26 protein-coding genes and 1 tRNA gene are annotated in these 24,784 nt (G+C 72.4%); 5 read left to right on the top strand and 22 right to left on the bottom strand.

All coding sequences use genetic code 11. The features are described from left to right. Window positions 1–9: 9 nt before the first annotated feature. Window positions 10–360 carry a DUF779 domain-containing protein gene (locus ASC56_RS12125; RefSeq protein ID WP_055491512.1) on the bottom strand — a complete coding sequence of 117 codons (351 nt, stop codon included), beginning with the start codon at window positions 358–360 and terminating at the stop codon, window positions 10–12. A gap of 620 nt (window positions 361–980) precedes the next feature. On the opposite strand from ASC56_RS12125, the gene ASC56_RS12120 reads away from it, so the two are divergent. Then, window positions 981–1,054 (top strand) — tRNA-Pro (locus ASC56_RS12120). A gap of 383 nt (window positions 1,055–1,437) precedes the next feature. Here ASC56_RS12120 and ASC56_RS12115 read toward each other — a convergent pair. From ASC56_RS12115 to acsA, 5 genes are read right to left on the bottom strand one after another with little or no spacing between them, the layout of a single operon-like run. Continuing rightward, complete coding sequence (locus ASC56_RS12115) at window positions 1,438–1,683, bottom strand: acyl carrier protein (protein WP_055491322.1); 246 nt, start codon at window positions 1,681–1,683, stop codon at window positions 1,438–1,440. After that, the gene (locus tag ASC56_RS12110; protein WP_055491321.1) at window positions 1,683–3,056 is read right to left on the bottom strand and encodes a 2-oxo acid dehydrogenase subunit E2; all 1,374 of its coding nucleotides are present in this window, start codon (window positions 3,054–3,056) and stop codon (window positions 1,683–1,685) included. Before ASC56_RS12110 ends, ASC56_RS12115 begins: the two co-directional genes overlap by 1 nt. Next, window positions 3,049–4,038 (bottom strand): alpha-ketoacid dehydrogenase subunit beta, encoded by a 990-nt coding sequence (locus tag ASC56_RS12105; protein WP_055491320.1) that lies wholly within the window; start codon window positions 4,036–4,038, stop codon window positions 3,049–3,051. Before ASC56_RS12105 ends, ASC56_RS12110 begins: the two co-directional genes overlap by 8 nt. Beyond that, window positions 4,035–5,078: a pyruvate dehydrogenase (acetyl-transferring) E1 component subunit alpha gene (gene pdhA, locus ASC56_RS12100; RefSeq protein WP_055491319.1), complete on the bottom strand. Its 1,044-nt coding sequence runs from the start codon at window positions 5,076–5,078 to the stop codon at window positions 4,035–4,037. The genes ASC56_RS12105 and pdhA overlap by 4 nt, the downstream gene beginning before the upstream one ends. Further along, entirely contained in the window at window positions 5,075–6,940 is a 1,866-nt protein-coding gene (gene acsA, locus ASC56_RS12095) for an acetate--CoA ligase (RefSeq protein ID WP_055491318.1), read from the bottom strand. Before acsA ends, pdhA begins: the two co-directional genes overlap by 4 nt. A gap of 251 nt (window positions 6,941–7,191) precedes the next feature. Between acsA and ASC56_RS12090 the strand changes: the two genes are divergently transcribed. Further along, window positions 7,192–7,659, top strand: a complete 468-nt coding sequence (locus ASC56_RS12090; protein ID WP_055491317.1) for a universal stress protein — start codon at window positions 7,192–7,194, stop codon at window positions 7,657–7,659. 236 nt (window positions 7,660–7,895) lie between these two features. Here the strand turns inward: ASC56_RS12090 and ASC56_RS12085 are convergent, their stop codons facing one another. The 6 genes from ASC56_RS12085 to ASC56_RS12065 form a co-directional block, all read right to left on the bottom strand. After that, complete coding sequence (locus ASC56_RS12085) at window positions 7,896–8,354, bottom strand: cyclic nucleotide-binding/CBS domain-containing protein (RefSeq protein ID WP_055491316.1); 459 nt, start codon at window positions 8,352–8,354, stop codon at window positions 7,896–7,898. After that, complete coding sequence (locus ASC56_RS12080) at window positions 8,351–8,644, bottom strand: DUF1540 domain-containing protein (RefSeq protein ID WP_199835978.1); 294 nt, start codon at window positions 8,642–8,644, stop codon at window positions 8,351–8,353. Before ASC56_RS12080 ends, ASC56_RS12085 begins: the two co-directional genes overlap by 4 nt. 226 nt (window positions 8,645–8,870) lie before the next feature. Continuing rightward, the gene (locus tag ASC56_RS41830) at window positions 8,871–9,068 is read right to left on the bottom strand and encodes a BON domain-containing protein (RefSeq protein ID WP_055491315.1); all 198 of its coding nucleotides are present in this window, start codon (window positions 9,066–9,068) and stop codon (window positions 8,871–8,873) included. Beyond that, window positions 9,062–9,202, bottom strand: a complete 141-nt coding sequence (locus tag ASC56_RS41825) for a hypothetical protein (protein ID WP_234376952.1) — start codon at window positions 9,200–9,202, stop codon at window positions 9,062–9,064. The genes ASC56_RS41830 and ASC56_RS41825 overlap by 7 nt, the downstream gene beginning before the upstream one ends. A gap of 97 nt (window positions 9,203–9,299) precedes the next feature. Further along, the gene (locus ASC56_RS12070; RefSeq protein WP_234376939.1) at window positions 9,300–9,542 is read right to left on the bottom strand and encodes a DUF1918 domain-containing protein; all 243 of its coding nucleotides are present in this window, start codon (window positions 9,540–9,542) and stop codon (window positions 9,300–9,302) included. Between the two features lie 232 nt (window positions 9,543–9,774). Further along, window positions 9,775–11,175 (bottom strand): nicotinate phosphoribosyltransferase, encoded by a 1,401-nt coding sequence (locus tag ASC56_RS12065; RefSeq protein ID WP_055491313.1) that lies wholly within the window; start codon window positions 11,173–11,175, stop codon window positions 9,775–9,777. Window positions 11,176–11,430: 255 nt separating this feature from the next. On the opposite strand from ASC56_RS12065, the gene ASC56_RS12060 reads away from it, so the two are divergent. After that, window positions 11,431–12,054 carry a CBS domain-containing protein gene (locus tag ASC56_RS12060; RefSeq protein WP_055491312.1) on the top strand — a complete coding sequence of 208 codons (624 nt, stop codon included), beginning with the start codon at window positions 11,431–11,433 and terminating at the stop codon, window positions 12,052–12,054. A gap of 77 nt (window positions 12,055–12,131) precedes the next feature. Here ASC56_RS12060 and ASC56_RS12055 read toward each other — a convergent pair whose 3' ends face one another. From ASC56_RS12055 to ASC56_RS12015, 9 genes are all read right to left on the bottom strand, one after another. Continuing rightward, a complete protein-coding gene (locus tag ASC56_RS12055) occupies window positions 12,132–12,761 on the bottom strand; it encodes a V-type ATP synthase subunit D (RefSeq protein WP_199835971.1) in 630 nt (209 codons plus the stop codon). Beyond that, on the bottom strand, window positions 12,758–14,194 hold the full coding sequence (locus ASC56_RS12050) for a V-type ATP synthase subunit B (protein WP_055491311.1): 1,437 nt from the start codon (window positions 14,192–14,194) through the stop codon (window positions 12,758–12,760). The genes ASC56_RS12055 and ASC56_RS12050 overlap by 4 nt, the downstream gene beginning before the upstream one ends. Next, window positions 14,191–15,945: a V-type ATP synthase subunit A gene (locus ASC56_RS12045; protein WP_055491509.1), complete on the bottom strand. Its 1,755-nt coding sequence runs from the start codon at window positions 15,943–15,945 to the stop codon at window positions 14,191–14,193. The genes ASC56_RS12050 and ASC56_RS12045 overlap by 4 nt, the downstream gene beginning before the upstream one ends. After that, window positions 15,942–16,460: a hypothetical protein gene (locus tag ASC56_RS12040; RefSeq protein WP_055491310.1), complete on the bottom strand. Its 519-nt coding sequence runs from the start codon at window positions 16,458–16,460 to the stop codon at window positions 15,942–15,944. The genes ASC56_RS12045 and ASC56_RS12040 overlap by 4 nt, the downstream gene beginning before the upstream one ends. Further along, window positions 16,457–16,684, bottom strand: coding sequence for a V-type ATP synthase subunit F (locus ASC56_RS12035; protein ID WP_234376938.1), 228 nt, complete (start codon window positions 16,682–16,684; stop codon window positions 16,457–16,459). The genes ASC56_RS12040 and ASC56_RS12035 overlap by 4 nt, the downstream gene beginning before the upstream one ends. 17 nt (window positions 16,685–16,701) lie before the next feature. After that, complete coding sequence (locus ASC56_RS12030) at window positions 16,702–17,118, bottom strand: ATP synthase subunit C (RefSeq protein ID WP_055491308.1); 417 nt, start codon at window positions 17,116–17,118, stop codon at window positions 16,702–16,704. Beyond that, entirely contained in the window at window positions 17,103–18,563 is a 1,461-nt protein-coding gene (locus ASC56_RS12025; protein WP_234376937.1) for a V-type ATPase 116kDa subunit family protein, read from the bottom strand. The genes ASC56_RS12030 and ASC56_RS12025 overlap by 16 nt, the downstream gene beginning before the upstream one ends. Next, the gene (locus ASC56_RS12020; protein ID WP_234376936.1) at window positions 18,550–19,398 is read right to left on the bottom strand and encodes a hypothetical protein; all 849 of its coding nucleotides are present in this window, start codon (window positions 19,396–19,398) and stop codon (window positions 18,550–18,552) included. The genes ASC56_RS12025 and ASC56_RS12020 overlap by 14 nt, the downstream gene beginning before the upstream one ends. Window positions 19,399–19,487: 89 nt before the next feature. Continuing rightward, window positions 19,488–19,925 carry a hypothetical protein gene (locus tag ASC56_RS12015; RefSeq protein ID WP_234376935.1) on the bottom strand — a complete coding sequence of 146 codons (438 nt, stop codon included), beginning with the start codon at window positions 19,923–19,925 and terminating at the stop codon, window positions 19,488–19,490. Between the two features lie 169 nt (window positions 19,926–20,094). On the opposite strand from ASC56_RS12015, the gene ASC56_RS12010 reads away from it, so the two are divergent. After that, window positions 20,095–21,024, top strand: coding sequence for a CBS domain-containing protein (locus tag ASC56_RS12010; RefSeq protein WP_055491306.1), 930 nt, complete (start codon window positions 20,095–20,097; stop codon window positions 21,022–21,024). A gap of 120 nt (window positions 21,025–21,144) precedes the next feature. On the opposite strand, the gene ppdK is transcribed toward ASC56_RS12010, so the two are convergent. Beyond that, window positions 21,145–23,841 (bottom strand): pyruvate, phosphate dikinase, encoded by a 2,697-nt coding sequence (gene ppdK / locus ASC56_RS12005; RefSeq protein WP_055491305.1) that lies wholly within the window; start codon window positions 23,839–23,841, stop codon window positions 21,145–21,147. A gap of 794 nt (window positions 23,842–24,635) precedes the next feature. Between ppdK and ASC56_RS42780 the strand changes: the two genes are divergently transcribed. After that, entirely contained in the window at window positions 24,636–24,767 is a 132-nt protein-coding gene (locus tag ASC56_RS42780; protein WP_267887624.1) for a hypothetical protein, read from the top strand. The last annotated feature ends 17 nt before the right edge of the window (window positions 24,768–24,784 follow it).

The following is a 24,784-nucleotide window of genomic DNA, read 5'->3' as shown; positions in this document are numbered from 1 at the left end:
GGGGGGTGCTCAGGCCTCGACGACGCGGGAACGGATGAGAAAACGCACTCCTTCGGGTGCTTCCAGGGAGAAGCCGCTGCCCCGGCCCGCCACGACGTCCACGATCAGCCGGGTGTGGCTCCACACCTCGTACTGGCTCCTCGACATCCAGAAGCCCACCGGCTCTTCCACCCCGTCGACCTCCAACTGTGCGAGCAGCACGTCCGAACCGCCGGTACGGAACTCGCCCTCGGGGTAGCACATGGGGGCGCTGCCGTCGCAGCAGCCACCGGACTGGTGGAACATCAGCGGCCCGTGGACCTCCCGCAGCCGCCGCACCAGCTCGGCGGCCGCGGGGGTCAGCTCCACGCGCGGGGTCATGTCCGTGGTCACCGGCCCATCCCAGCACGGAGCACGTTGCAACCACGTTGCGCCTCTCCGGCCCATGCCTTTCGTTTGGCCGCAGGCCCTCGCGTACGGGGACGGAGAGCTCGGCCCTGCGAACCGGCCTGGACCCCCGCCGCTGCCCTTCCAACGCCCTTACGCCATCGACAGATTGGGCACGTTCCCGGGCCGTGGGATACCGCTCACCGCTCCGGCGCCCGCAGGTCGCCGAGCGGACCGCGCCCCCGTTGGCCACGTCGACGAACTCGTCCACCTGCTCCGACTGCGACCGGCCCGGGTGGGCATGGCACTGGCGTTGGAGACCACGAAGTCCACGCGGCCGTCCCGCTCGTCGAGTTGGGCCGCCGGCCGGTGCCGATCGCCTCGCTGGAACGGCCCGCCGGGGCCCCGCTGTTGGAGCGCCGCAGGGACGGCATGCGGCTCACCGCGGCCGGGCACGCGGTCGCCGGAACCGGCGACCCACCTGGCGGAGGCACTGCGCACGGCGGCGGCCGACGTCTCCCCCGACGTCTCCCCGAACGCCCGTGGGAAGCCGTGTGAGGGGTGTGCGGTAGGGTTTACCTGCGCGTTCACGCGGAAGGCCGCGGGAAGCGCAACGGGACGTGGCGCAGCTTGGTAGCGCACTTGACTGGGGGTCAAGGGGTCGCAGGTTCAAATCCTGTCGTCCCGACGGTGAGGTCGGACGTTTCCGCAGGTGAGGGGCGCTCTTCGGGCGCCCCTCCGGCATGAGTGGAAGCAGTCCGGGAGCCATCTGCCGCTTCCCGTGCTCCCGGGGGCCACATCGCCTCCGCATCGGTGGGAGGCCGGCAGCGGAAGTGAGAAACGGCGACCGTGTGGCTGGACGCCCACGGGAACATCACCTCGCCGCCCCTCACCTCCTATCTGGCGACCACCGCGGCTGTTGGCGTCGGCCTCGTCACTGCGACCGGGGTCGCAGTGATCGCCGGCGGCACGTGGAAGGGCGACGATGCGAGGGACGAGCCGCAGCGGTCGGCGGTCACACGCACTCGGGGCCCGTCGGAGCGGACACGGAGCCACGAGGCACGCCCCAGGTCATGGCGTCCGTACGACCAGAAACTCGGTGGTGTCGCGCAAGGTCGTCAGCTGTGGGTAGTCCTCCTCGTCGATGCGCAGGCCGGTGCGTTCGGACAGGATCTCCACGAAGCTGAGGAAGTCCAGCGAGTCGAATTCGAGCGCGTCGCGGAACGGGGCGTCCAGGTCCAGTCGGGTGAGGTCGGCGCCCGGCACCACCTGAGTGATGGCTTCCTCGACGACCGTCCGGGCTTCGCTCCGGTCCATCACAGGTCCTCCGGTCTCTGCAGCAGGCGGTCGATGGCGGTCAGGAACCGGGCGCCCACGGCGCCGTCGGTGGCTCGGTGGTCCGCGGACAGGGTGGCCGTCACGACCGGCCGCACCCCGAGCATGCCGTGGTCCGCCCATGGACGCTCGACCACGGCTCCGAAGCCGACCAGGGCGACCTGGGGTGGGTGAATGACGCCGAAGACGGACTCGACGCCCTGATCGCCGAGGCTGGTGACGGTCAGGGTGCCTCCGGTGATCTCCGTGCCGCGCAGCCGTCCCCTTCGGGCCCCCTCGACAAGGCTCTTCATCCGAGCCATCAGCTGCACCGGCGAGAGGGAGTCCGCGTCGTGGATCACGGGCGCGACGAGACCTCCGTCGCGCAGTGAGACGGCGAAACCGAGGTGCACGCCGTGGCCCGGCACGAAACCCCCGTCCTGCCAGAAGCCGTTGAGATCGGGGACCTGGAGGGCAGCGGTGGCCACGGCTTTGAGCAACAGCGCGGCGGGCACCATCCGTTCGCCCACCGGCAGTTCCCGGTTCCGTCCGTGCAGCCATGCGACGGCTGCGTTCATGTCGATCTTCGTGGCCAGGTAGTAGTGCGGGATCTCCCGCTTGGCGCGGCTCATCAGGTCGCCGACCGCCCGGCGCATGGCTGCGGGCTCCGGCGCGGCCGTCCCGGCCCAGGGCGGCACTTCCAGGGGGGGCGGGGCTTCTTCGACGGCAGGAGCGATTGCCGGTGCGGTGTGCCTGCGCGCCGCCTCCTCCACGTCGGCCGCCCGTACGGCTCCGTTCTCGCCACTGCCGTGCACGGTGCCGAGGTCGACGTGCAGTTCGCCGGCGAGCCGCCGGGCGTAGGGCGTGGCGCGCACCCGTCGGCCACACGTGGGTGCGGCCCGCTCGACGTCGGTGCGGGTGATCCTGCCGCCGGGGCCACTGCCATGCACCGTCGCCAGATCGATGCCCCGCTCGCCGGCAAGGTGCCGCACCAGCGGCCCGGCTTCGGCGTGGACCACGGCGGCCTCCAGCGCCGGTGCGGCCGTAGGCGGTGCCATGGGTGTCGGGGGCGGGGGCGGGGGCGGGGGTGCGGGCGGTGGTGGCGTCGGCTGCCCAACGTGGTCTGGGGCCCTCGCCGCCTCGGCCCCCTCGATGAGAGCCATCGGCGTGCCCACGGGGACCCTGGTGCCGGGCGCGACCAGCAGGCGGCCGACGGTTCCCGACTCGAAGCACTCGATCTCGACGGCGGACTTGTCGGTGTCGACCACGGCAATCACATCGCCGCGCGTCACGGTGTCACCGGGGGCGACGAGCCACTCCTGCAGTGTGCCCGCCGCCATGTCCGCGCCGAGCGACGGCATGGTGAACTCACCCACGGTGCCCCACCGCCTCACGTGCCGCCGCGACGACGTCGTCCGCCTGTGGCAGCGCCGCCTCCTCCAGGTGTCTGGCGTAAGGGATCGGCACCTCGGCGCTGCACACCCGCCTCACGGGTGCGTCGAGTTCGTAGAAGGCCTGTTCGGTGATCCGGGCGGAGATCTCGGCGGCGAGACTGCCGGTGCGCCAGCCCTCGTCGACGATGACGGCACGGTGCGTTCTGGCCACCGAGGCCATGATCGTGGCGTCGTCGAGGGGGCGCAGTGTGCGGAGGTCCACGACTTCTGCGCTGATGCCCTCCGCGGCGAGGACGTCCGCCGCGGCGAGGGCTTTGGGCAGTGAACCGCCGTAGGTGAGCAGCGTGATGTCCTCGCCCGAGCGGCGGACGGCCGCCGAGGAGAGGTCCGAAGGGCCGTCGGTGGCGGTGAGTTCGCCGGTGACGTTGTAGAGGGAGCCGTGTTCGAAGATGACCACGGGGTCGGGGTCGGCGAGCGCGGGGGCGAGCATGCCGCGCGCGTCCGGAAGCGTCGCGGGCGCGAGGACGCGGATGCCGGGGATGTGGGCGTACCAGCCTTCCAGGCTGTGTGAGTGCTGTGCGGCGAGCTGCCGTCCGGCGCCGGTGGTCATCCTGATGACAACTGGTACCGAGAGCTGCCCGCCGGACATGTGCAGCAGCGTGGCGGCGTTGTTGAGGATCTGGTCAAGGGCCAGCAGGCTGAAGTTGACCGTCATGATCTCGACGATGGGCCGCATGCCGGCGATGGCGGCGCCGATGCCCGCGCCGACGAACGCCGACTCGGACAGCGGGGTGTCGCGTACCCGCTCGGGGCCGAACTCCTCGACCAGGCCGAGGCTGACGCCGAAGGCGCCGCCGTACTTGCCGACGTCCTCGCCGAGCAGGAAGACCCGGTCATCGGAGGACAGCGCCTCGCGGAGGGCTTCGCGCAGCGCCTCGCGGTACGTCGTTGTGACACTCGTCATCGGCGTGCCTCCGGCAGGTCGCCGGGGGCCGCGCTGACGTACCGGAGGAGGTCGGTCACGGGTTCCACCGGAGCGGCCTCGGCGGCCGCCACCGCCTGATCGACCTCGTCCGCGGCGCGCCGGTCCAGGTCGGCGTACGACGCGTCGTCCAACTCGCCCGCCGCCCTGATCCGTTCCGCGAGCAGCGTCAGCGGGTCCCGGGCACGCCAGCGTTCGATCTCGGCCTTGTCGCGGTAACGGTCAGGGTCGTACATGGAGTGGGCGCGGAAGCGATAGGTGCGCAGTTCGAGGAAGTGCGGGCCGTGCCCCGCGCGGATACCGTCGACCGCGCGGCATGCCGCCTCCTCGACGGCGAGGACGTCCATGCCGTCGACGGCCCAGGCGGGCATGCCATAGGAGGCGGCGCGCATGGCCAGGTCGGTCTGTGCGTGCTCGACGGGGAGCGGCGTGCCCATCGCGTACAGGTTGTTCTCGCAGGCGAGCAGCAGCGGCAGACCCCACAGGGTGGCGAGGTTCGCGGTCTCGTGGAACTCGCCCTCAGCGAAGGCGCCGTCGCCGAAGAAGCAGCACACGATGCCCGTTCCGCCGCGCATCTTCTCGGCGAGGGCGAGCCCTGCGGCGAGCGGGATGCCGCCGCCGACGATCGCGTTGCCGCCGTAGAAGCGGCGGCCCGCGTCGAACAGGTGCATGGAACCTCCGCGTCCGTGGCTGCACCCGGTGGCCTTGCCGTACATCTCCGCCATGACGGCGTCCGTGGGCACGCCACGGGCGAGGGCGTGGCCGTGTTCGCGGTAGGTGGAGACCACCGCGTCGGCCTCATCGAGTGCCTGGAGCACGCCGACCGCCACGGCCTCCTCCCCGATGTAGAGGTGCACGAACCCCCGGATCTTCGCGGCGCTGTACAGCTCGACACAGCGTTCCTCGAAGCGGCGGATCAGCAGCATGGAGGCCAGGAGGTCCCGGTGGTGTTTGGCGGCGGCGTCCTGGTGCGTGGCGTGGCGGGTGCCCTTGGCCGACTGCTTCCTGCGGGTGGTGCTCATGGCAGGCGCTCCGAGCCTTCGTGGTACTCGGTGGCCTTCGGAGCTCCGGGCGGTACCGATGACTCAGGCGGTTCGGGCGACTCGAGGGTCGAGGTGTCGCCTTCCGGCAGGCCGAGCTCGCGCGCCCGCAGCAGCCGCCGCATGACCTTGCCGCTCCTGGTGTGGGGCAGATTCCGGTCGAAGGCGATCTCGCGGGGCGCCACCGCAGGCCCCAGTTTGCGGCGGGCGAAGGCGAGGAGGTCACGACGGATGTCGTCGTCCGGCTCCACGCCCGGGCGCAGGGACACATACGCCTTCACGATCGCTCCGGCGGTCGGGTCCGGGCGTCCGATCACTCCCGCCTCGGCCACCTGCGGGTGTTCCAGGAGGGCGCTCTCCACCTCGAACGGGCTGACGAGGTGGCCGGCGGTCTTGATGACGTCGTCACCGCGGCCCACGAACCAGAAGTAGCCGTCCGCGTCCCTGCGAACGATGTCCCCGGTCAGGTACCAGCCGTCGGCGAAGCAGGCCGCGTACCGGTCCTCGGCGTGCAGATAACCGCGGAACATCGACGGCCAGCCCGGCCGCAACGCCAGCTCCCCCTCCTGGCCGGGCTCCTGGATCTCTCGGACGCGTCCCTCGGGCGAACGCCACACCGTGCCGTCGGGCGCGCGGGCCAGGACGGTCGCCGCCATGCCCGGCAGAGGGCGGCCCATCGACCCGGGCTTGACCGGGCAGGCCGCCAGGTTGGCGATGACGATGCAGCCGGTCTCGGTCTGCCACCAGTTGTCGTGCACTGGGAGCCCCAGCACGTCCTGGCCCCACAGCACCACCTCGGGGTTGAGCGGCTCGCCGACGGACGCGATGAAGCGGAGCGCCGTCAGGTCGAACGAGCGCGGCAGGTCGTACGGGCCCTGCCGGGGCGTCGCCCGCATCAGCATGCGTAGAGCTGTGGGGGCGGTGTACCAGACCGTGACCCGCTCCTCGGCGAGGATGCCGTACCAGCGGCGTGCGTCGAAGTCGCCCTCGTCCACGACGACCGTGACGCCGTGCGTGAGCGGGGCGATGATCCCGTACGACATGCCGGTGACCCAGCCCGGATCGGCGGTGCACCAGTACCTGTCTTCCGGCTGGAGGTCCAGCGCGTACGCGGCCGTGACGTGGTGGGCCACGACCGCCTCGTGCACGTGGACCGCGCCCTTGGGCGCGCCGGTGGTGCCGCTGGTGAAGTGCAGCAGCGCCACCTCGTCGGGATCGGTGTGAGGCACAGTGAAATCCTCGTCGGCCCTCGCCATCAGCGCGCCGAGGGAGAGCGTGCCGGGAAGGTCCTGGCTGCGCTCCCCGACGATCAGAACGTGAGCGAGTTCGGGGAGGCGGTCCCGCACGGGGGCGACCTTGCGCAGATACAGCTGCTCGGTGGTGACCAGAACACGGGCGTTTCCCCGCCGCATGCGCTGCGCCACGGGATCCGGTCCGAAGGCCGAGAAGAGCGGGCAGAGCACCGACGTGTTCTTGAGCGTGCCCAAAACCACCGTGAAGAGTTCCGGACACCGGCCGAGCAGGGTGAACACGCGATCACCGCGCCCCACGCCGAGGGAACGCAGCACTTGGGCGAACCTGTTCGTCAGCCGTGCGAGCTCCGCGTACGAGACGGACTCGGCCGTCCCGTCCCGGCGCACGCACCGTAGGGCGACCTCCGCCCCCCGGCTCTCGGTCACATGCCGGTCGACGGCCTCGTACCCGATGTTCAGACCGCCGTCCGGCAGCCCGGCAAGCTGCTCGCGTGCCGCGGCCCAGCTGAACTCGGCGCAGGCCCGGTCATAGTCGGTCAGGACCGGGGGCACTGGAGCGGGTGCCGATTTGGCGATGACGTCGACCGTCATGGCGGTACCTTCCTCGCCCGTGTGTCGTGCCGTCCGCCGGCGAAGCGTGGGCTCGTTCGGCCTGTTCGACGCCTACCCTCCCCAGTCTTCCCGTTCGCCGCAGCCCGCCAAGGGCCGATCGGCCCACTGAGCGGCGCATACGGCCCACTCGGCTGCCCTTCCCTGGCGCGCGGCGACGGACTCGCGCAGCGTGGAGGTGAAGGACGGCATTCGGCGTGGCCGGAGAGAGGGCCGCAGGAGAGCGGAGACGTATGGGCACGGACACTTCCAGGCCTCGTGTCGTGGTCGGCGTCGACGGTTCGCCGTCCTCGCACGCGGCACTGCGCTGGGCCGTGCGGTACGCCGGCCTGATCGGCGGCACCGTGGACGTGGTGGTGGCGTGGGATCTGCCCGGCGCGTACGGCTGGTCGGCTCTCGCCGTGGACGCTGACTTCGACGAGGCCGTCGCCCGGCAACGACTGAGCGAGGAGCTGAACGATGTGCTGGGAGCCGAGGGAGCCGCATCGGTCAGGACGCTTGTGATGCGTGGCAATACCGCCGACGTGCTTCTGGAAGCCGCCGAGGAGGCCGAGGCCTTGGTGGTCGGCAGCAGGGGGCGGGGTGGGTTCGCGCGAGCCCTGCTGGGGTCCGTCAGTCAGCACGTCGCTCACCATGCGAGATGCCCGGTTGTCATCGTGCGCCCGGAACCGCGAGGAGGGCGGTCCGGCAAGCGCGCATGACCCGGTCGGCCCCGCGGAGTGGGACTGACGGCTCTGCACGGGATGTCGTCATTGCAAAGCGGCGCGGATCCAGGGAGATCAACGGGTGGCGGAGGCACGGCGACGTCCACGCCCCAGCGCCGGTCGAAGAGCCAGGCGTTCTCCGCCTCGTTGACGCGTGCGGCGACGCGGGGGATGGCGAACTGACGCCTGCGAGGAGGCCGATGACGAGGTTGTCCTCGTCCTGCTCGGTCGGTTCATGTGCCATGCGACGGGCTGTCCGCCGACGGCGGGCCCGGCGGCTCTTCGAGGATGCTCCAGGCGACCGGGCCGAGCAGGTCGGCCACTCGTTGGAAGACGTCCAGCAACAGGTCGTCCACCGTCAGCATGCCCACAACCCTGTGTCCGTCGAGGACGGGCAGGCGGCGCACACCGGACCGCCGGAGGGTCCGGTACGCCACGTAGACGTCGTCGGCCACGCCCACGGTGATGACCTGCGGCGACATCACCGCCTCGACCGGCGCCCCGCCGTCCAGGCCACGGCCGAGGCCCCGCACCGCGAGGTCGCGGTCGGTGGCGATGCCGCGCAGTGTCCCGCCCTCGACGACGAGTACGGAACCGACTCCGTACTCGTCCATCTGCCGGGCCGCTTCCCCCAAGGCTGCCCGGGGAGGGATGGTGACTGCGGGAGCGCTCATCGCCTCGGAGACCTTCATGCCAAGCCTCCTCCACGCGGGCTGTAGGTCAGGCAGTCGGCGCCTGTCCGCGCCGGGCGGACAGCGATGCCGGCCGCTTGGCACTCGAGCTGTGAGTTGTGTCGGCAATCGGTCATCTTGCACGCTCCCACCTGCCCGGTGGCAGCTGGGTCGCCGCCCTTGAACGAGGTGATGAAGAACGTGTCGCACTGGGCATGCGGGGGATCGCCCACAGTGATGGCCAGCGCGTGACAGGCGGCGCCGACGTTGTACGAGCACGAATCCACCGCGCACTGGTTGATGCGGGGCATATCCACGGAGTCCTCCTGACCATCCGGCGTGCTGCCGGTGCGAGCGCCGGCGGCCCGGGTGACGTCGCACGATCGGTCAGTCACCAAGGTGTTCGCACTCCCGCGCCGTGACGGCGTGCGACACACGGAGAAGCGGCGAATCACCCGAAGGGCCCGGGATGCGGAATGCGGCCAGGGCTGGGCGCTTCGGGATGACGTGGGCCGCTCGGGGTTCCGTCGGGGAACGTCACGTGCGGCGGACAGGTGTTCGATGACCGGTGCCCGCCGTACCGCGCAGTCGGGGCGGCTCGAGGTCGGATCCGAGGTCGTCGTAGGAGTGACCGAGCGACTGGTGGACGGTGACCACGCCGTCGACGGAGCGGCACAGACGCTCGATCACCGGGGTGAGTGACCTCTCCTCGACCCGGCCGGTCAGCGTCACCACGCCATCGCGTAAAGGACATCGTCGGTTCGTGCGGTCCCGGTGAGATCCACCTCGCCCAGCATCGCGGGGTCGGCGAAGTCGGGCAGGACCTGGTCGGTCTGCGCGAGCGCTCCTTGGGGGCCGAGTGGGCCCATGTCCGGGCAACGTTCTTCAGACCTGCTGTCCGCAGGCGGCGGATGGAGCGGCTGCCATCGTCGTCTCCAGCCGCTCGTCGACACGTGGGTGAACCCGTCATCTCCCGCGCTCATCGGGTGTCGAGGTATGCGCGAGATGCCTGACGTACGCGTCGGGCCCGGGGAAGTACAGCGTCACCCGGCCGCTGTCCGACCAACACACCTCGTACGGGGGGCTGCCGTCGGGATGGTGGACGCCGACGACCTCGCCCTCCCGGGCGATGACGCCGGGGGCGGCGCCGCGTACGACGATCTCGTCACCGACGTCGGCACGCATGCCGCTGCCCGTGGCACGGGGCACGTCCCTCCTCGGACGGTTCTTGTCAGTCGGGGCGGGGGTCATGTCGTCCTCGCCTCCTCGGCGCGGTGACGGGAAGGGCTGTGCGGGCTCTCTCATCCAAAGCCCGCCGGTGCGACGTCACCAGGGGCCGTTGGTCCCCCGACGTGGGACTCTCGGGCCACTGTGCGACGCGGTGGGGCCCCATCCGCCCACCATCCGGCACACCGCCACCGTTATGGCTCCGCCATGGCCGTCACCGCGGCTGCCTGAACGAGGATGAGGGCTTCCGATCGCCGTGCCCGCCGCTGCCGGACACCCCGAGGCGCTCCGGACGGAACCGCCGTTCGATCTCCCCGCGCACCCGCGACGTCAGGTCCTCCAGTGCCCGTGACACGACCGGGTGCCAAGGCTCGGGGCGGTCGATCCAGCGGGCCGGGGCGGGAAGAGCGGCGATGTCGTGGGCGCAGCGCGCTCGCGCGTACTCCCACCGGTCGGGTGGGCCCGTGCGCAGGCCGTCGCGCATCACGGTGCGCAGCAGCCGCTGCGCCGAGTCCGGCGGGTCCTCGTCCCACAGGCCGATGACATCGGGCTGTCCCGGACGGCGGAAGACCTGCTTGCGGCCCGGGGCCGTCATCTTCGCCGACGACAGCTTCATGACCGGGCGGCCGTCGTACTCCACCAGCTTGTACGCCGCGTCCAGGTATGGCGCGTCCGCGGCGACGCCGACCTTCGTTCCGACGGCGTACACGTCGATCGGGGCCCCGGAGCGCACCAGTTCCGACACGGCGTACTCGTCGAGCCCGCCGCTGGCGACGATGCGCACGTCGGTCAGCTCGGCGGCGTCCAGCAATGTCCGCGCTCGCCGCGCCAACTCCCCGAGATCGCCGCTGTCCAGGCGGATCGCACAGCCCGGCCCCCGCCGGATCTCGTTCAGGACACGGGCGGCGGCCATGACTCCGGCCTCGGTGTCGTAGGTGTCGACGAGGAACGTGACCGGGCCCGGGTGGGTGCGCGCGAAGGCACGGAACGCCTCCTCCTCACCGGGGAACGCCTCGACGTAGGAGTGGGCCATGGTGCCCGAGGCGGGGATGCCGAAGGCGCGGGCCGCGGCGACGTTGCTGGTGGCCGCGAAGCCCACCAGGGCTCCCAGCCGGGCCGCCTGCAGGCCCGCCCAGGGGCCGTGGGTGCGGCGCAGCGAGAAGTCCACGACCGGCCTTCCGGCCGCGGCCAGGACACAGCGGGCCGCCTTGGACGCCACCGCCGTCTGGTGGCACAGCTGGTTGAGCAGGTATGTCTCGACCAGCTGGGCCTGCGGCAGCGGGGCGGTCACCTCCAGCAGCGGCTCACCGGCGAGCACCACGTGTCCCTCCGGGACGGCGCGCACTTCGCCGTCGAAGGCCAGTCCCAGCAGCGGTTCGAGGTCCTCGGGCGGCCGGTGCAGGGCCGCCGCGAACTCCCGGACGTCCTCGCGTTCCACGCGGTAGCCCGCCAGGAAGTCCAGGGCGGGCTCCAGGCCCGCGGCGACCAGGAACCCGCGGCCGGGCGGCAGGTCGCGCACGAAGAGGCTGAAGGTCGCTGGGGCGCGCATGTCCTCCCGCAGATAGGACAGGGCCATGGTTACTTCATACAAGTCGGTGGTCGTGACATCGGACATGGTGACCGCCGCAGAGTGGGCTGGGTGAGGAGCCGGTGCCAGGGGTGCCCCTTCTCACCAGTCTCGGTGAACGCTCGCGTGAAAACATGGGCCTACCGGCCCTGCGAGCGACTTCGTGCGGGCGGCGCTTCCGGGTGTCTCGCCGGAGGACATCGACGTCGTCATCAGCGAAGGCGTGCCGCGGCGTGACCCTGCCGCCGGGCGCCGACGCGGATGACGTGGCTGTTCCAGGGTTACAGGAAGGGGCGCGGAGCGATGAGGCACCGCACTGTGGGCGATCTGATGACCCCCACCGCAGTGAGCGTGCGGCCGGGCACGACGTTCAAGGAGATCGCACGTCTCCTCGACGAGTACGACATCACCGCCGTCCCGGTGGTCGACGACGGTGGTCGGCCCGTCGGAGTGGTGTCCGAGGCAGACCTGCTGCGCAAGCAGACGTCCGGTGACGTCGGGAGCACCGCAGGGGACGTGATGACGAGCCCCGCGGTGGTCGCGGAGCCGGAGTGGAACGCGGTGCGTGCCGCGCGGACGATGGAGGGGCGGAAGGTCAAGCGCCTGCCCGTGGTGGACGTCGAGGGCCGCCTGATCGGCGTGATCAGCCGCGGCGACCTGGTGAAGCTGTTCCTTCGTCAGGATCACGCGATCCAGGAGGAGATCCTCGAGGATGTCATCGTTCGGACGCTGCGCCTGCCGCCCTCGTCGCTGACCGTCGAGGTCACCGACGGCAGGGTCACGTTGAGCGGCAGTCTGGAGCGCAGGAGTCTGCTTCCCGTCACGGCGCGGCTGTGCGAGGGGGTCGACGGCGTGGTGGACGTCGTCAACCGGCTCGGCTACGACCGGGACGACACCACGGGTGAGGCGACGGTGCGGCCCAGCTGAGGCCGGTCGTGATCCCCTGGTCCCGCCGAGCGGATGATGACGACGGACGCGGCGTGCCGGACCGCCCGGCGCGGTACTCAGCCCCCCGCCCGGTCGCGGGACGAGGCGGCCCAGCGCCGGCGCACCGCTTCCTCGTGCTCCGCCTCCTCCAGCGCCAGTTCCACGGCGGCCAGCTCGCCTGTCAGGCGGGGAATCCAATGCCTGCGCAGGGCGCGCACCCGCTGGCGGGTCCGTTCGGCCTCGGCGGCGATGAGTTCGGCCGCGCTGCGGGCGGCGGAGTGCTCCGCGGCGGCGCGGACGGCCGCACGGTACGCCGTCTGGGCGTGAGCGAGCGCGGTGTTCCCCGGCGTCCGCTCAGCCAGGGAACGTACGGGGGCCTTCCATGACACCCGCGACGGATGGCTGACGCCCATCAAGGCGGTCCACTCGACGTCGACCCCGGCCCGGTCGGCGGGGGCCGCCTCGAACAGGGCCCGCTCACCGCCGATCAGCAGCCCGCGCACGCACCAGGTCTCCGCCTCGGCGAGCCTGTCCCGCCACACCCGGCCGGCCTCCTCCGCCGTCCGCCTCACCTCCCGCTCCCGGTCCAGCAGGAGCCGCAGTTTGCGCTCCAGCAGCTCCGCTCCGCGCACAGCGGTGCCGAGACTGTGCCGCAGCCGCAGGCGCCCGGCGCGCCCAGGAGGTACCCCCCGACGACGCGCGCTCACGACGGTGCTCCCTCCCTGCGCGTGCCGTCGTCCCCGGCGGCCCTGCGCGTGCCGTCGTCCCCGGCGGCGTGTCCGTCGAGCATGGCTGTCGGGATCATGCCGAGCTGGCTACGGGGCAGGGTCAGCAGTACGGCCCAGGCACGGTCGAGGGAGTCGTCGAGCGACCGGTTCTCGTCGGTGCCCTGGGTGAGGAACTCACGCGAGAACGCGTCCTCCAGGTCCAGGTACCGGTGGTCGGTGGGGCTCAATGCCGGGCGTCCGATCAGGTCGGCGAGTTCCCGCACCTGCCGGGCGCGGGCCAGCGCGGCGATCAGTTGCGCGGCGACGTCCGGGTGATCGTCGCGGGTCCGTCCCGCCCCCGCTCCTTTGCGCATCAGACGAGACAGTGAGGCGAGCGGGTCGACCGGCGGATACGTGCCGCGGGCATGGACGTCGGCGGACAGCACGATCTGACCCTCGGTGATGTATCCGGTGAGGTCGGGCACGGGGTGGGTGATGTCGCCGGCCGGCATCGTCAGCACCGGCAGGAGGGTCACCGATCCGGGACGGCCCCTGATCCTGCCGCACCGCTCGTAAAGGGACGCCAGGTCGCTGTAGAGGTAGCCGGGGTAGGCCCGCCGAGCGGGGATCTCGCCCCGGGCGGCGGACACCTCGCGCAGCGCCTCGGAGTAGGCGGTCATGTCCGTCATCACCACCAGGACGTGGCGGCCCTCGTCGAACGCGAGGTGCTCGGCCACCGTGAGCGCGATGCGTGGCGTGAGCAGACGCTCGATCACGGGGTCGTCCGCGGTGTTGAGCAGCAGGACGAGCTCCTTGGCGGCGGAGCGTTCGGCCAGTCCGTCGCGGACGAACGCCGCGTCGGCGTGCGTGAGTCCCATGCCGGCGAAGACGACGGCGAACGCCTCGGCGCCGCAGGTCGCCTGGGCGGCAATCTGCACCGCCAGTTCGAGGTGCGGCAGTCCGGCGGCCGAGAACACGGGGAGCTTCTGCCCCCGCACCAGGGTGGTGAGGACGTCGATGGCTCCCACCCCGGTCAGCACCGGCTCGGTGGGCGGCTCGCGGCGCACCGGGTTGATCGGCGCACCGCCGACCGCGGCGTCCACCGCGCCGAGGACCGGTGGCCCCCCGTCCACCGGTTCGCCCCGCCCGTTGCACACCCGGCCCAGCCACCCGGTGCCGACGGGGAGCCGCAGGGGCGCACCTGAGAACGCGATGCGCGTGCCGGTCCGGTCCATCCCCGTCGTGTCCTCGAGAACCTGCACGACCGCCAGGTCCCGGTCCACCTCCAGGACGAGACCGTGCCGCTGCCGGCCGGAGTCGAGGACGATCGTGGCGAACTCGTCCCACCCCACGCCGCTCACCTCCTCGACGACCACGAGCGGGCCGCGCAGCTCCCGCACGCTCGTGTACTGGATCTCGCCGGGCATGCTCATACCAGCTCTCCCAGCCGCGCCAGCACCAGGTCGCGGGCCGCCTCCACGGGAGCCGTCTCCCGCGGACCGGCATCCTCACGGGCGCGCAGCAGCGGCGTGAAGTCGACGGCCTCGACGGCGTCCGCGCGGGCACCGGAGTCCACCAGTTCGATACAGCGGTCGATCACCGTGAGGACGGCTTCCGCCAGGGCCGCCGTCTTCTCGGGCGTGCAGTACGCGTCCGACGACGACAGCGCGTTCTGCTGGATCAGCCCCTCGCGCAGCAGCCGGCCCGCGAGCACACTGACCCGTTCCCGCGGCGGCAGGGCGGTTACGCCGACCAGTTCCACGAGATCGGCCAGCCGGTCCGCCTCGGCGAGCAGGGCGGCCACCCGCCCGCGCCGCTCGGCCCACTCGGGGTCGCCGGCGCGTGCGTGCGCGGCGGCCAGCGCGGCGGCGTCCCGGGAGAACGAGTCCGCCCATGAGACCGCCGGATAGTGGCGCGCGTAGGCGAGGTCCCGGTCCAGACTCCACAGGCACCGTACGAACCGTTCGGTGTGGGCCGTGACCGGTTCGGTGCGATCACCGCCCGGCGGCGACACGGCACCGATGACGGTGACCGAACCGTCGGCGCCGCCGAGGATGCGCACCGATGCAGCCCGTTCGTAGAAGGCGGCCAGCTCCGAGGCGAGCCCCGCGGGGTAGCCCTCCTCCGCGGGCAGTTCGCCCATCCGGGAGGCGAACTCGCGCAGCGCCTCGGCCCAGCGGGAGGTCGAGTCGGCGATGACGACGACGTCGAGCCCCATGTCCCGGAAGTACTCGGCGACCGTCACCCCTGTGTGCACGCTCGTCTCTCGGGCCATCATCGGCATGTTCGAGGTGTTCGCGACGGTGACCGTGCGCTCCGCCAGACGGCCCCCGGTGCGGGGGTCGGTCAGCACGGACAGCTCCTCGATGACGTCGGCCATCTCGTTGCCGCGCTCCCCGCAGCCGACGTAGACGATCACGTCGGCGTCGCACCACTTGGCGATCTGCTGCAGCAGCATGGTCTTGCCGGTGCCGAAGCCGCCCGGAACGGCGACCGTGCTGCCGCGGGCCACGGGGAACAGCAGGTCGACGGCCCGCTGACCGGTGTGCAGGGGGACATCGGCCGGCAGCCGCTCCCGTACCGGCCGAGGCCTGCGCACCGGCCAGGTCTGCGCCATGCGCACCTCATGTCCGTCCACCACGGCGATGGGGGAGTCCTCGGCGTGGTCTCCCGCCGGTGCGATCCGCGTCACGATCCCTGAGCATCCAGGGGGTACGAGGACGTGCAGGGGGACCGACGCCCCGATGTCGCCGAGAGCGTCCCCTGCCGCGACGTGCGCCCCCTCGGCCACGCGCGGGGTGAACGGCCAACTTGGGCCGTCCGGTTCGGTGCTCCGTCCGCTTGCCAGGAGCAGGTCGCCGACGCGGGTGAGGGGCCGGAGCAGTCCGTCGAAGACGCCGCCCAGCAGCTCTGGTCCCAGCCGCACCGCGAGCGGTCCGCCCTGCGGGGTGGCGGGATGCCCGGGCGCGAGCCCGCCGGTGTACTCGTACGCCTGGACGGTGACGACATCGCCTTTGATCGCCACCACCTCGCCCGGCAATCGGTCTTCACCGAGCAGGACCACGTCGTGCATGGCGACGCCGGTGGTGCAGGCGATCTCGACGAGGGGCCCGGCCACCCGCAGGACGCGCGGCGGTCTGTCGTCCCCGGGCCGGTGGCGCGCCGCGGTGGCCGGCGACGTCATGGCGCCCACAGGGTTTCGGCCTCCGCGCCGAGCCGGTCCAGCGCGCGGTCCGCGAGGGCGTTCGCCGAGAGGTCGACCCGGCGACCGGGCGTCTCGGCCGTCACTCCGCCGTCGACGGTGGCCGTGACCCGCGCTCCCGTTCCCAGCAGCGCTCGGGCCCGCTCCTCCAGCCGGACCCGCAGTACGCCCGTGTCCGCCAGCGCGTCGCGAACGCCCGTGCGTACCCTGGCGCGGAGGTCCGCGTAGACCTCGGCGCGTGCGCAGAGCTCTCGTGTCCAGGCGTCCTGGCGTGCCCGCACCCGTTCCCGGGCCGCGGCGGCGGTGCCGTCCGCCGCGCCCTGCTCCCGGGCCCGGTCCAGCAGCGTCTCCGCCTCCGTGCGCGCCGCTCGCATCGCCTCGTCCGCGTCCGCCCGTGCACGGGCCAGCACGGTGTCGGCGTCCGCCCGTGCCGCACGGAGGAGTTCGGCGCGCACGGGGGTCAAGGGGTCGGCGGGGCCGGGGGCGGAGAGGGTCATGGCGGCATCACCACGGTGAGAGGCCGGGAGGGATCAGGTTCCGCCGTCTCGGTCCCCAGTGCCTCGGCCGCCTCCGGTGTGACGATCACCAAGGAGACCGTGCCGGGAAGCGTCCGCCAGGCCTCGCGGACGGCGTCCGGGTGCTCCGCGATCAGGACCTCGACTCCGGCGAGGGCCAGCCCGCTCACCCTGGTCCGCGCGCCGATGGCGGCCACCGTGCCCATCGTCATCCCCTTCCGAGTCATGCCTTGCCGATCAGCAGGATCGCGACCACCAGTCCATAGACGGCGATCCCCTCGGCCAGACCGACGATCACCATGGCGCGGCCGAACATCTCAGGGCGCTCGCTGAGTGCGGCCAGCGCGGCCGCCCCGGTGTAGGCGACGGCGATGGCGGCCCCGATGGATGCGCCGGCCACCGCGATGGCGGCCCCGATCAGCGCGGAACCGTTGACGGTGGCCGGTGCGGCGGCCTGGGCGGGCGCGCCCTGCGCGGGGCCTGTCAGAGCCGTTGCCAAGAGCAGGCACGCACCGCCCAGCAGGGCGACATTCGTCGCCAGGAGCCAGCGGAACAAGCGTTGCGACCGGCGTCGCCGCAGCAGCCGGACCGCGCCGAGTGCCGCCGCCAGCACGGGCAGGACCATCAACCAGGTGAGCACCCGGTCACCTCCGTTTCGGCATCGGCCGCCGCCGACGGAACGTGCCAGGGGCGGAAGGGACGGCCCTCCGTCTCGAAGAGCCGCGAGAAGATCTCGTAGAACTCCAGCCGCAGCGCCTGAACACAGGCCACCAGGGCCTCCAGCGCGAGGGAGGCGGCGGTGCCCACGACGAACACCACCACCGCCCCGGCGGCTCCTGCGGCTCCCCACCCGGCGAGTCCGGTGGTGCCGCGCCACACCAGGTCCGCGAGCGCTGCATGGGTGAGACCGAACGCCGCGAGCCGCGCGAAGGACACGGTGTTGGTGGCCGCGCGCACCACGACGTCGAACAGCCGCACCCCGGTCTCGGCAAGCCCCGCGAAGCCCGCCGCCGTGGACCGGTACAGACCCACCGCCACCAGCCCGAGCCCGGCCAGGGCGAGCGCCGCCCCGAGGACGGCCGCAGCCGACCGGTGCAGGGCGAGACCCGCCGCCGAGAGCCCGAGCCCCAGGAAGAACAGGAGCCCAGCGCAGCCGGACGACGCGTACAGTGCCTTGCCCGGACCGCCCTCGCGCCAGCGGTTGACCGCACCGGCCGCATTGGCGACGGCCAGCAGCCCGGCCCCGAACACCACCGCGGCGGCCAGCAGGCGCGCAGGGCTCCGCAGGGGGCTCAGCCACAGCACCGGCAGCACGCCCGTCGGCCCGAAGAACTCGCCGTAGGCGGCACCCGCGAGCATGGCGGCCAGCCCGGCACCGGCCAGGAACGGCCACAGGCGGCTGAATCGAGCGAGCCCCCGGGGCCGCCCGAGCCGCAACGCCAGCGCGCCGCCCAACAGGAGAGCGCCATGGCCCACGTCCCCGAACATGATCCCGAACATCGCGACGTACGTGATCCCTGCCGGCCACGACGGGTCGAAGTCCGCGTAGGGCGGCGTGCCGTACGTCGTCACCAGCGGCGTGAACGACGCGGACGGCGCCGACCGCAGCAGCGTCGGGGGATCGGTCCCGGGCGGGGTGCGCAGTGGAACCAGCGCACCGCCGGCCGGGGCGAGCCGGCGCGCCACCCGCGGTACCTCGGCCGCCGGGCACCACCCGGCGAGCGCGGCCACCTCTCCGCGCAGCACGGCTCCCTGGGTGCGCTCCTCCAACTGTGCCTCGCCCGCCAGCAGCCCCAGGCTGCGCCGGCGCTCCAGGAGGTCCAGATCGGGCGCGGTAAGGGCCAGAGCGGGAGCTTCATCGGCAGCCTGCGGCACGCCCCTGGTCCCAGGCGGGGTCGGTTCGGGGCGGCCCTCCAACCGCTGCAGCCGTCGGGCCGCCGGGCCGGGGACGGCCTCCTCCACCCGGTCCAGTTCGACGCAGCCGGCCTCGGCGATCCGCACCAGTGTGTCCCGCAGCGCCGCGTGCGGCACGACCACCGCCACGCGTCGCATCCGGACCGGCGTCACCGCCTCAGACCAGGGCATCGAACTCCTCCAACGGCCGTCCGCCCCGGGCCGCCGACTCCAGGGCCGCCCGAACCCGCCAGGCGTCCACGGACAGCACCGCGACCGCCCCCACGACACTCTGGGGCCCGAACCGGCCGTCCCGCAGCATGCCGACGCCGTCCTGATCGATCACCCGCCACCATCGGGCCTCGGCCCGCCACAGCTCTCCCGGCTCCTCGACGTCCTCCAGGACCCAGCGGGCCGCGGACGGCAGGCGGTCGCGGAAGTCCCGGAAGGACGGGGCGTCGACCGCCCGCGACCCCAGCAACTCCGCCGCGTTCCGGCGTACGGGCCCTGGCAGGCGGCGTTGGTGTACGAACAGTTCGCGCGCCGTGAGCAGGGCGGCGCGCCCCTGGGCCCAGCGCCGGGCAGGCGGTACGGCAGCGGACGTGAGCCGGGCAGCCGCCATCCGCATGCCCGTGACCACGGCCCACGGCGTGTCCGCGCCCGGGTCGCCCCATGGCGAAGCCGCGAGCGCGGTGCGCAGTTCGGCGGGCGTCGCGGCGCGTTCGAGGGTCCGCCAGGCGGTCTCCAGCGCGCCGAGCCGGTACGGCTGCCACCGCTGGGTCTGCGGGGTCCTGGCCGGGCCGTCCTGTGCCGACAGCCGGGACGCGACGTTGGCGACCTCGAAGCCTGCGGCCAGCGGGCGCATCAGGCGGGCCCCGCCCGGGGGCAGCCAGCCTGCCAGCACCCGCAGATGCCACAGCAGCGTGGCGGAGACCGCCCGCTGTGTTTCGGGCAGTCCCGCCGTCGCCCGCGCGTACTTCCCGTACGGCGTCGCGGCCAGATGATGGAGCGCGTCCTCCAGTGTCACGGCGCTCGCCATCTCCCGCGCGCCGCCCGGGCCAGGGCAACGGCTGGTCAGGGCGCGAGCCCGGACCACTCCCGCGACCCATCCGGCACTCACGGCGCTCCCGGCGGTCCGTCCGCGGCGCGGAGGGCATCCGCGACCGCGCGCTCCACCAGGGCCGGCATGCGCTCCTGCGCCCGCTCGCGCACCAGCGAGGCGGCGCGCTGCCCGGCCGCGCGAAGGTCCTCCGCCTCCCTCAGGGCGACACGGTGCACGGCTGTCGCCGCTTCCTGCCGGACCTGGGGGGCCCGGGCCCGCGCTGTCGCCACGATCTCCGCGGCCTGCCGGGCCGCACTCTCCCGCAGCGCCTCCGCCTCGCCGTCCGCCACCGCACGGAGCCGGTCCGCCCTCTCCTGAACGTCCGTCAGCAGGGCGAGGGACGGCTCCAGTTCCGCGGCACGCTCCGCCCCCCGGTCGGCGGGGACTCCGGTGACGGCTGCTCCCGGCGCACCGGTCGGACGGAATCGCGCCAGGAAATCCCGCAGGCTCACCACGAGTGTCCTCCTGCCGGTCTGCTCCTCTTTCAGTCTCACCGCTCCCGCTCAGGCTCGCATCGGATGGGCCGCAGCGCCGCTCCACCAGGGCCGTTCGGCTCTTGGCCCGGGACGGTGGAGCGCGAGACTGGGACCGTGGAGAACCCGACGGAGTCCGGAGGCCGCCATGAACAAGCGCGAGAACTACTCCACGGGCGCCGACGCCCGCCGTGCCGTGCCGTCGCACCACTGGCGTCCCGTCGAGGAGGAGAGGCAGGATCTGCTTCTGCGCTATCTGGGTGCTGTCGCGACAGTGTCGGCCAAACACGCGGGAGCACGGGCTGTCATGCCACCCCCGACCGGCGGGACGGCATCCGCAACCCCGGCGGGCGAGCCCGCACCGGGGCGGGCTCCGACGGCGGAAGGAGAGACCGGCGGTACCGCTGAGGAGAAGCCATCGCAGCCACCCGCCGAGCCGGAGGCACCACTGGTACGAGACGTGATGGACGTGCCCGCCCCCTCCATGCGGGACGACCTGTCGTATCGCGAGATCGCACGTCTGCTCGCGCGCGAGCACGTCGGTGCGGTCCCGGTGGTCGACGCCGACGACCGGGTTGTCGGCATGGTGTCGGAGTCCGACCTGCTGGCGAAGGTGGCGTTCGAAGCGTCGGGCCACCGATCCGGACCTCTCGGCAGGCTGCGGGAGCGCCAGCTGCACGGCAAGGCGCGGGGGGAGACAGCAGCCGAGCTGATGACCAGCCCCGCGATCACAGTGCTGCCGGGGGCTACCGTCGCGGAGGCCGCCTGGCTCGCGGCGCTGTCACGTCTGAAGCGGATCCCGGTCGTCGACCACGACGGACGCCTGGTCGGGGTCGTGCGCCGTGATGCGCTGCTGCAGGCACTGATCCGGGATGACGCCGGAATTCGGCAGGAGATCGAGGGGAAGATCCGTGCCTTTTGCTCTCCGGCCGACCGTGACACCGTCGAGGTGCGGGTGCACGACGGCGTGGTGGAGTTCACCGGCCGCATGTCGAAGACCTCGATGTCCAGGTTGCTGGCGGAGGTCGACGACATCGACGACGTGGTCGAGGTGACCAACCACCTGACCGCGGTGTGAGGCATGGGCCCGCACTGCCCCCAACCGTGGTGCCGCGGAGTTCGACGTCGAGGCTGTCGGGTGCCCCGGGTACGGACGTGCCGGAGCTGATGTCGTGAGCGGTTGCGGGGCTTGTACCGCTTACCGGCTGTCCCCGGCCTCGATCCCCGACAGCGCTGCCCGGCCGGCCTCCAGGCGGGCCACCGGGACACGGAAGGGCGAGCAGGAGACGTAGTCCAGCCCCGCGGTGTGGAAGAAGTGCACGGAGTCGGGATCGCCGCCGTGTTCACCGCAGACCCCGATCTTCAGGCCGGGGCGTGCCGCACGGCCCTCGGTGACGGCGATGTCGACCAGTCGGCCCACGCCCTCACGGTCGATCGTCTCGAACGGGGACGTGGCGAAGACTCCCCGGTCGAGGTAGGCGGAGAAGAACGCCGCCTCCACGTCGTCGCGGGAGAAGCCCCACGTGGTCTGGGTCAGGTCGTTCGTGCCGAAGGAGAAGAACTCCGCCTCTTCGGCGATCCGGCCGGCCGTGAGCGCAGCCCGGGGCAGCTCGATCATGGTGCCGACCGGGCACCGCACCGTGATGCCGGATTCCTTGGATACGTCGGCCAGCACGTGCTCCACTTCCTCGCGGGCGAGCCGGAGTTCCTCCACGGCGCCGACCAACGGCACCATGATCTCCGCCATAGGAGCCCCGCCCGCCCCTACGCGTTCCACGATCGCCTCGGCGACGGCCCGTACCTGCATGGCGACCAGGCCCGGCACCACCAACCCGAGGCGCACTCCGCGCAGGCCGAGCATCGGGTTCTCCTCGTGCATGCGGTTCACGGCGTCGAGCACTTCCGCATCGTGCGGGTCCGGCTGGTTGCCGGCGGCTTGGGCGGCGGCGACGCGGACGGCCAGTTCGGTGCGGTCGGGCAGGAACTCGTGCAGTGGCGGGTCGAGAAGGCGGATGGTGACGGGCAGGCCTTCCATCGCCTCCAGGATGCGGGTGAAGTCCCGTCGCTGCAGGGGCAGCAGCGCCTCCAGCGCGTGGTCCCGCTCGGCGTCCGTACCGGCCAGGATCATCTCCTCGACCAGCTTGCGGCGCTCACCGAGGAACAAGTGCTCGGTTCGGCACAGACCGATGCCCTGGGCGCCGAAGCGGCGGGCGCGGGCGGCGTCCTCGGGGGTATCGGCGTTCGCCCGCACCTCCAGCCGCCGTACGGCGTCGGCCTGTCGCAGGGCGTGTGCCACCGCGTCGACCACCCCGGCGGACTCCGCTCCCCGCTCACCGGTCTCCAGGTACCGCATGACCGCCGAGTCGACCAGCGGGGCCGCGCCCCGGTACACCGCGCCGGCGGAGCCGTCCACCGAGATCACCGTGCCCTCCTCGACCACCGTGCCGTCGCCGGTGGTGAAGCGCCGCCCCTCGGTGTCCACGGAGAGTTCCTCGGCACCGCACACGCAGACCCTGCCCATACCACGGGCGACGACGGCCGCATGACTCGTCTTGCCGCCCCGGCTGGTCAGCACCGCCTGGGCGGCGACCATGCCCGGCAGGTCGTCGGGGGTCGTCTCCTGGCGTACGAGGACGACCCTCTCGCCCGCCGCGGTGCGTCGCACGGCTTCCGCGGAGTCGAAGACCGCGGCGCCGACGGCGGCGCCCGGCGAGGCCGGGATGCCGTGCGCGAGCGCCTCGCCGGTCGCGGAGGTGTCGAAGCGCCGGAACATCAACCGCGCGAGTCCGTCCCCGCTCACTCGCGCCAGTGCCTCGTCCGGGGTGATGAGGCCTTCGTCGACCAGTTCGGCGGCGATGGCGAAGGCTGCCTCGGCGGTGCGCTTGCCCACCCGGGTCTGCAGCATCCACAGTGTGCCGCGCTCGATGGTGAACTCGATGTCGCACAGATCGCGGTAGTGCCTCTCCAGGGTCCGCATGTGGTCGCAAAGCCGCGCGAACGAATGCGGGTCCAGGTCCTCCAGGTCGGCCAGGGGGACGGTGTTGCGGATGCCGGAGACGACGTCCTCGCCCTGTGCGTTGGGCAGGTAGTCGCCGTAGAAGCCCTGCCGCCCGGTGGCCGGATCGCGGGTGAAGGCGACCCCGCTGCCGGAGTCGGCGCCCAGATTGCCGAAGACCATGCACTGTACGGTGACCGCGGTGCCCAGGTCGTCCGGGATGTGTTCGCGCCGCCGGTACAGGCGGGCGCGTTCGGCGTTCCAGGACCGGAACACCGCGAGGATCGCCCGACGCAGCTGTTCGGCGGGGGACTGCGGGAAGGGCTCCCCGGTCTCCTGCTGGATCAGGCTCTTGCAGACGTCCACGAGCGAGGCGAGGTCGGCGGCGTCCAGGTGCAGATCGTCCGGGGCGTTGCGGGCTTCCTTGAGGAGCCTCAAGGCCTCCTCGAACAGAGCGGTATCGACGCCCATGACCGTACTGCCGAACATCTGCACCAGCCGACGGTACGAGTCCCAGGCGAAGCGTTCACTCCCGGAGGCCTTGGCCAGGCCCAGGACGGAGTCGTCGTTCAGGCCGATGTCGAGGACCGTCTCCATCATGCCGGGCATGGAGAAGCGGGCTCCGGAGCGTACGGACAGCAGGAGTGGGTCCTCCGGCTGCCCCAGCAGGCGTCCGGCGGCGGCCTCCACGGCCGCCAGATGCCGGGAGACCTCGTCGGACATGCCGTCCGGCTCGGTGCCGGTGGACAGGAAGGTCCGGCATGCTTCCGTGGTGACGATGAATCCCGCCGGCACCGGCAGACCCAGTCGGGCCATCTCGGCAAGGTTCGCACCCTTGCCACCGAGCAGGTCGGCCATGTCACGGCCACCCTCCGCGAAGTCGTACACGTAACGGGCCATGACGCGGCTCCTCCGCTCGGTGGGCAGGTGTTCCCAGCGTCGAGTGCGCGCCGACCGCGCGACAGGTGCTGGATGTCCCGGTCTGTGGGCCGGTCGGCCTCAAGACCTGTCGGACCGGTGCTCCGGCCGTTGCGTGGCTCCGGGGCGGGGGCTCCTTCGGCCACCGCACGACCGCCGCCTCCTTGAACGGTCCTTCGGATCCGGCCCTGGCGGGACGACGCCACGCCCGCGGTTTCTCCAGCCCGACGGTAGGCCCGGGCCGAGCGCCCCGGAGGGGAGTCCATGCGCCAAGGGCGGCGTGGACTGGATGGTCTCTGCGACGGAGTCGCCCGGGCGGGTGGGCACGGGCACCGTGGAGATGAACGCACTCTTCGCGGAGGTGAACCGCGACGACCGTGCTTGTCCGACACCGGGCCGGCCGCCCGCTGGAGAGGGGCTTCCCCACCTGGGGCTGGGGTGCCTCCACCGGTCGGGCGTGTCGCACGAGCCGGCAAGCATGCTCCACCGTCGTCCGCTCGACGTGCCCTCTCTCCGGGCCGCGACGTCCGTCCGCATCATGAGAGCGCGGCCTTCCCCCCGGAGGCGTCGACAGGGCGCAGGGGAGTGACCATGAGACTTTCGTTTCTCGAACCTCTGTACAAGCAGCCTGGTCCCTTAGCGTCGGTCTACCTGGACACTTCTCCACTTCTCGCGACAGTGCCATCGAGGATCCCGACGCCGCCATAGAGCTGCGCTGGCGGCGTCTGCAGGACGCCCTGAGGTCCGCGGGAGCGGAGCAGGACTCCATCACGGCGGTGGCGCGCACGGTGGGCGACGACACGGGCGTCCCCGGCACCCACGGACAGGCGGTGTTCTCCGCGCACGGCCGGCCGGCCCTGCTGAACGAGCTGCCCATCCCGCCCGCACGGGACACAGCGGAGCGGTGAGCAGCCTGGCCGGCAGC

It is taken from the genome of Streptomyces sp. TP-A0356 (assembly GCF_001417775.1).
Lineage (GTDB): Bacteria > Actinomycetota > Actinomycetes > Streptomycetales > Streptomycetaceae > Streptomyces.
The sequence above is the reverse complement of the archived record's forward strand: the minus strand, read 5'-3'. Positions and strand labels throughout refer to the sequence as shown.

Coding starts and splice junctions, on each gene's coding strand:
- ASC56_RS12080 (WP_199835978.1), bottom strand. CDS start 8,644: ATGCCCCGCATCAACCAGTGCGCGGTGGATTCGTGCTCGTACAACGTC.
- ASC56_RS12040 (WP_055491310.1), bottom strand. CDS start 16,460: ATGACCCTCTCCGCCCCCGGCCCCGCCGACCCCTTGACCCCCGTGCGC.
- ppdK (WP_055491305.1), bottom strand. CDS start 23,841: ATGGCCCGTTACGTGTACGACTTCGCGGAGGGTGGCCGTGACATGGCC.
- ASC56_RS12025 (WP_234376937.1), bottom strand. CDS start 18,563: ATGCCCTGGTCTGAGGCGGTGACGCCGGTCCGGATGCGACGCGTGGCG.
- ASC56_RS12105 (WP_055491320.1), bottom strand. CDS start 4,038: ATGACGAGTGTCACAACGACGTACCGCGAGGCGCTGCGCGAAGCCCTC.
- ASC56_RS12010 (WP_055491306.1), top strand. CDS start 20,095: ATGAACAAGCGCGAGAACTACTCCACGGGCGCCGACGCCCGCCGTGCC.
- ASC56_RS12085 (WP_055491316.1), bottom strand. CDS start 8,354: ATGAAGGTCTCCGAGGCGATGAGCGCTCCCGCAGTCACCATCCCTCCC.
- ASC56_RS12035 (WP_234376938.1), bottom strand. CDS start 16,684: ATGGGCACGGTGGCCGCCATCGGCGCGCGGACCAGGGTGAGCGGGCTG.
- ASC56_RS12090 (WP_055491317.1), top strand. CDS start 7,192: ATGGGCACGGACACTTCCAGGCCTCGTGTCGTGGTCGGCGTCGACGGT.
- ASC56_RS12125 (WP_055491512.1), bottom strand. CDS start 360: ATGACCCCGCGCGTGGAGCTGACCCCCGCGGCCGCCGAGCTGGTGCGG.
- ASC56_RS12050 (WP_055491311.1), bottom strand. CDS start 14,194: ATGAGCATGCCCGGCGAGATCCAGTACACGAGCGTGCGGGAGCTGCGC.
- ASC56_RS12065 (WP_055491313.1), bottom strand. CDS start 11,175: ATGTCCGATGTCACGACCACCGACTTGTATGAAGTAACCATGGCCCTG.
- ASC56_RS41825 (WP_234376952.1), bottom strand. CDS start 9,202: ATGGGCCCACTCGGCCCCCAAGGAGCGCTCGCGCAGACCGACCAGGTC.
- ASC56_RS12115 (WP_055491322.1), bottom strand. CDS start 1,683: ATGGACCGGAGCGAAGCCCGGACGGTCGTCGAGGAAGCCATCACTCAG.
- acsA (WP_055491318.1), bottom strand. CDS start 6,940: ATGACGGTCGACGTCATCGCCAAATCGGCACCCGCTCCAGTGCCCCCG.
- ASC56_RS12045 (WP_055491509.1), bottom strand. CDS start 15,945: ATGACGTCGCCGGCCACCGCGGCGCGCCACCGGCCCGGGGACGACAGA.
- pdhA (WP_055491319.1), bottom strand. CDS start 5,078: ATGAGCACCACCCGCAGGAAGCAGTCGGCCAAGGGCACCCGCCACGCC.
- ASC56_RS12060 (WP_055491312.1), top strand. CDS start 11,431: ATGAGGCACCGCACTGTGGGCGATCTGATGACCCCCACCGCAGTGAGC.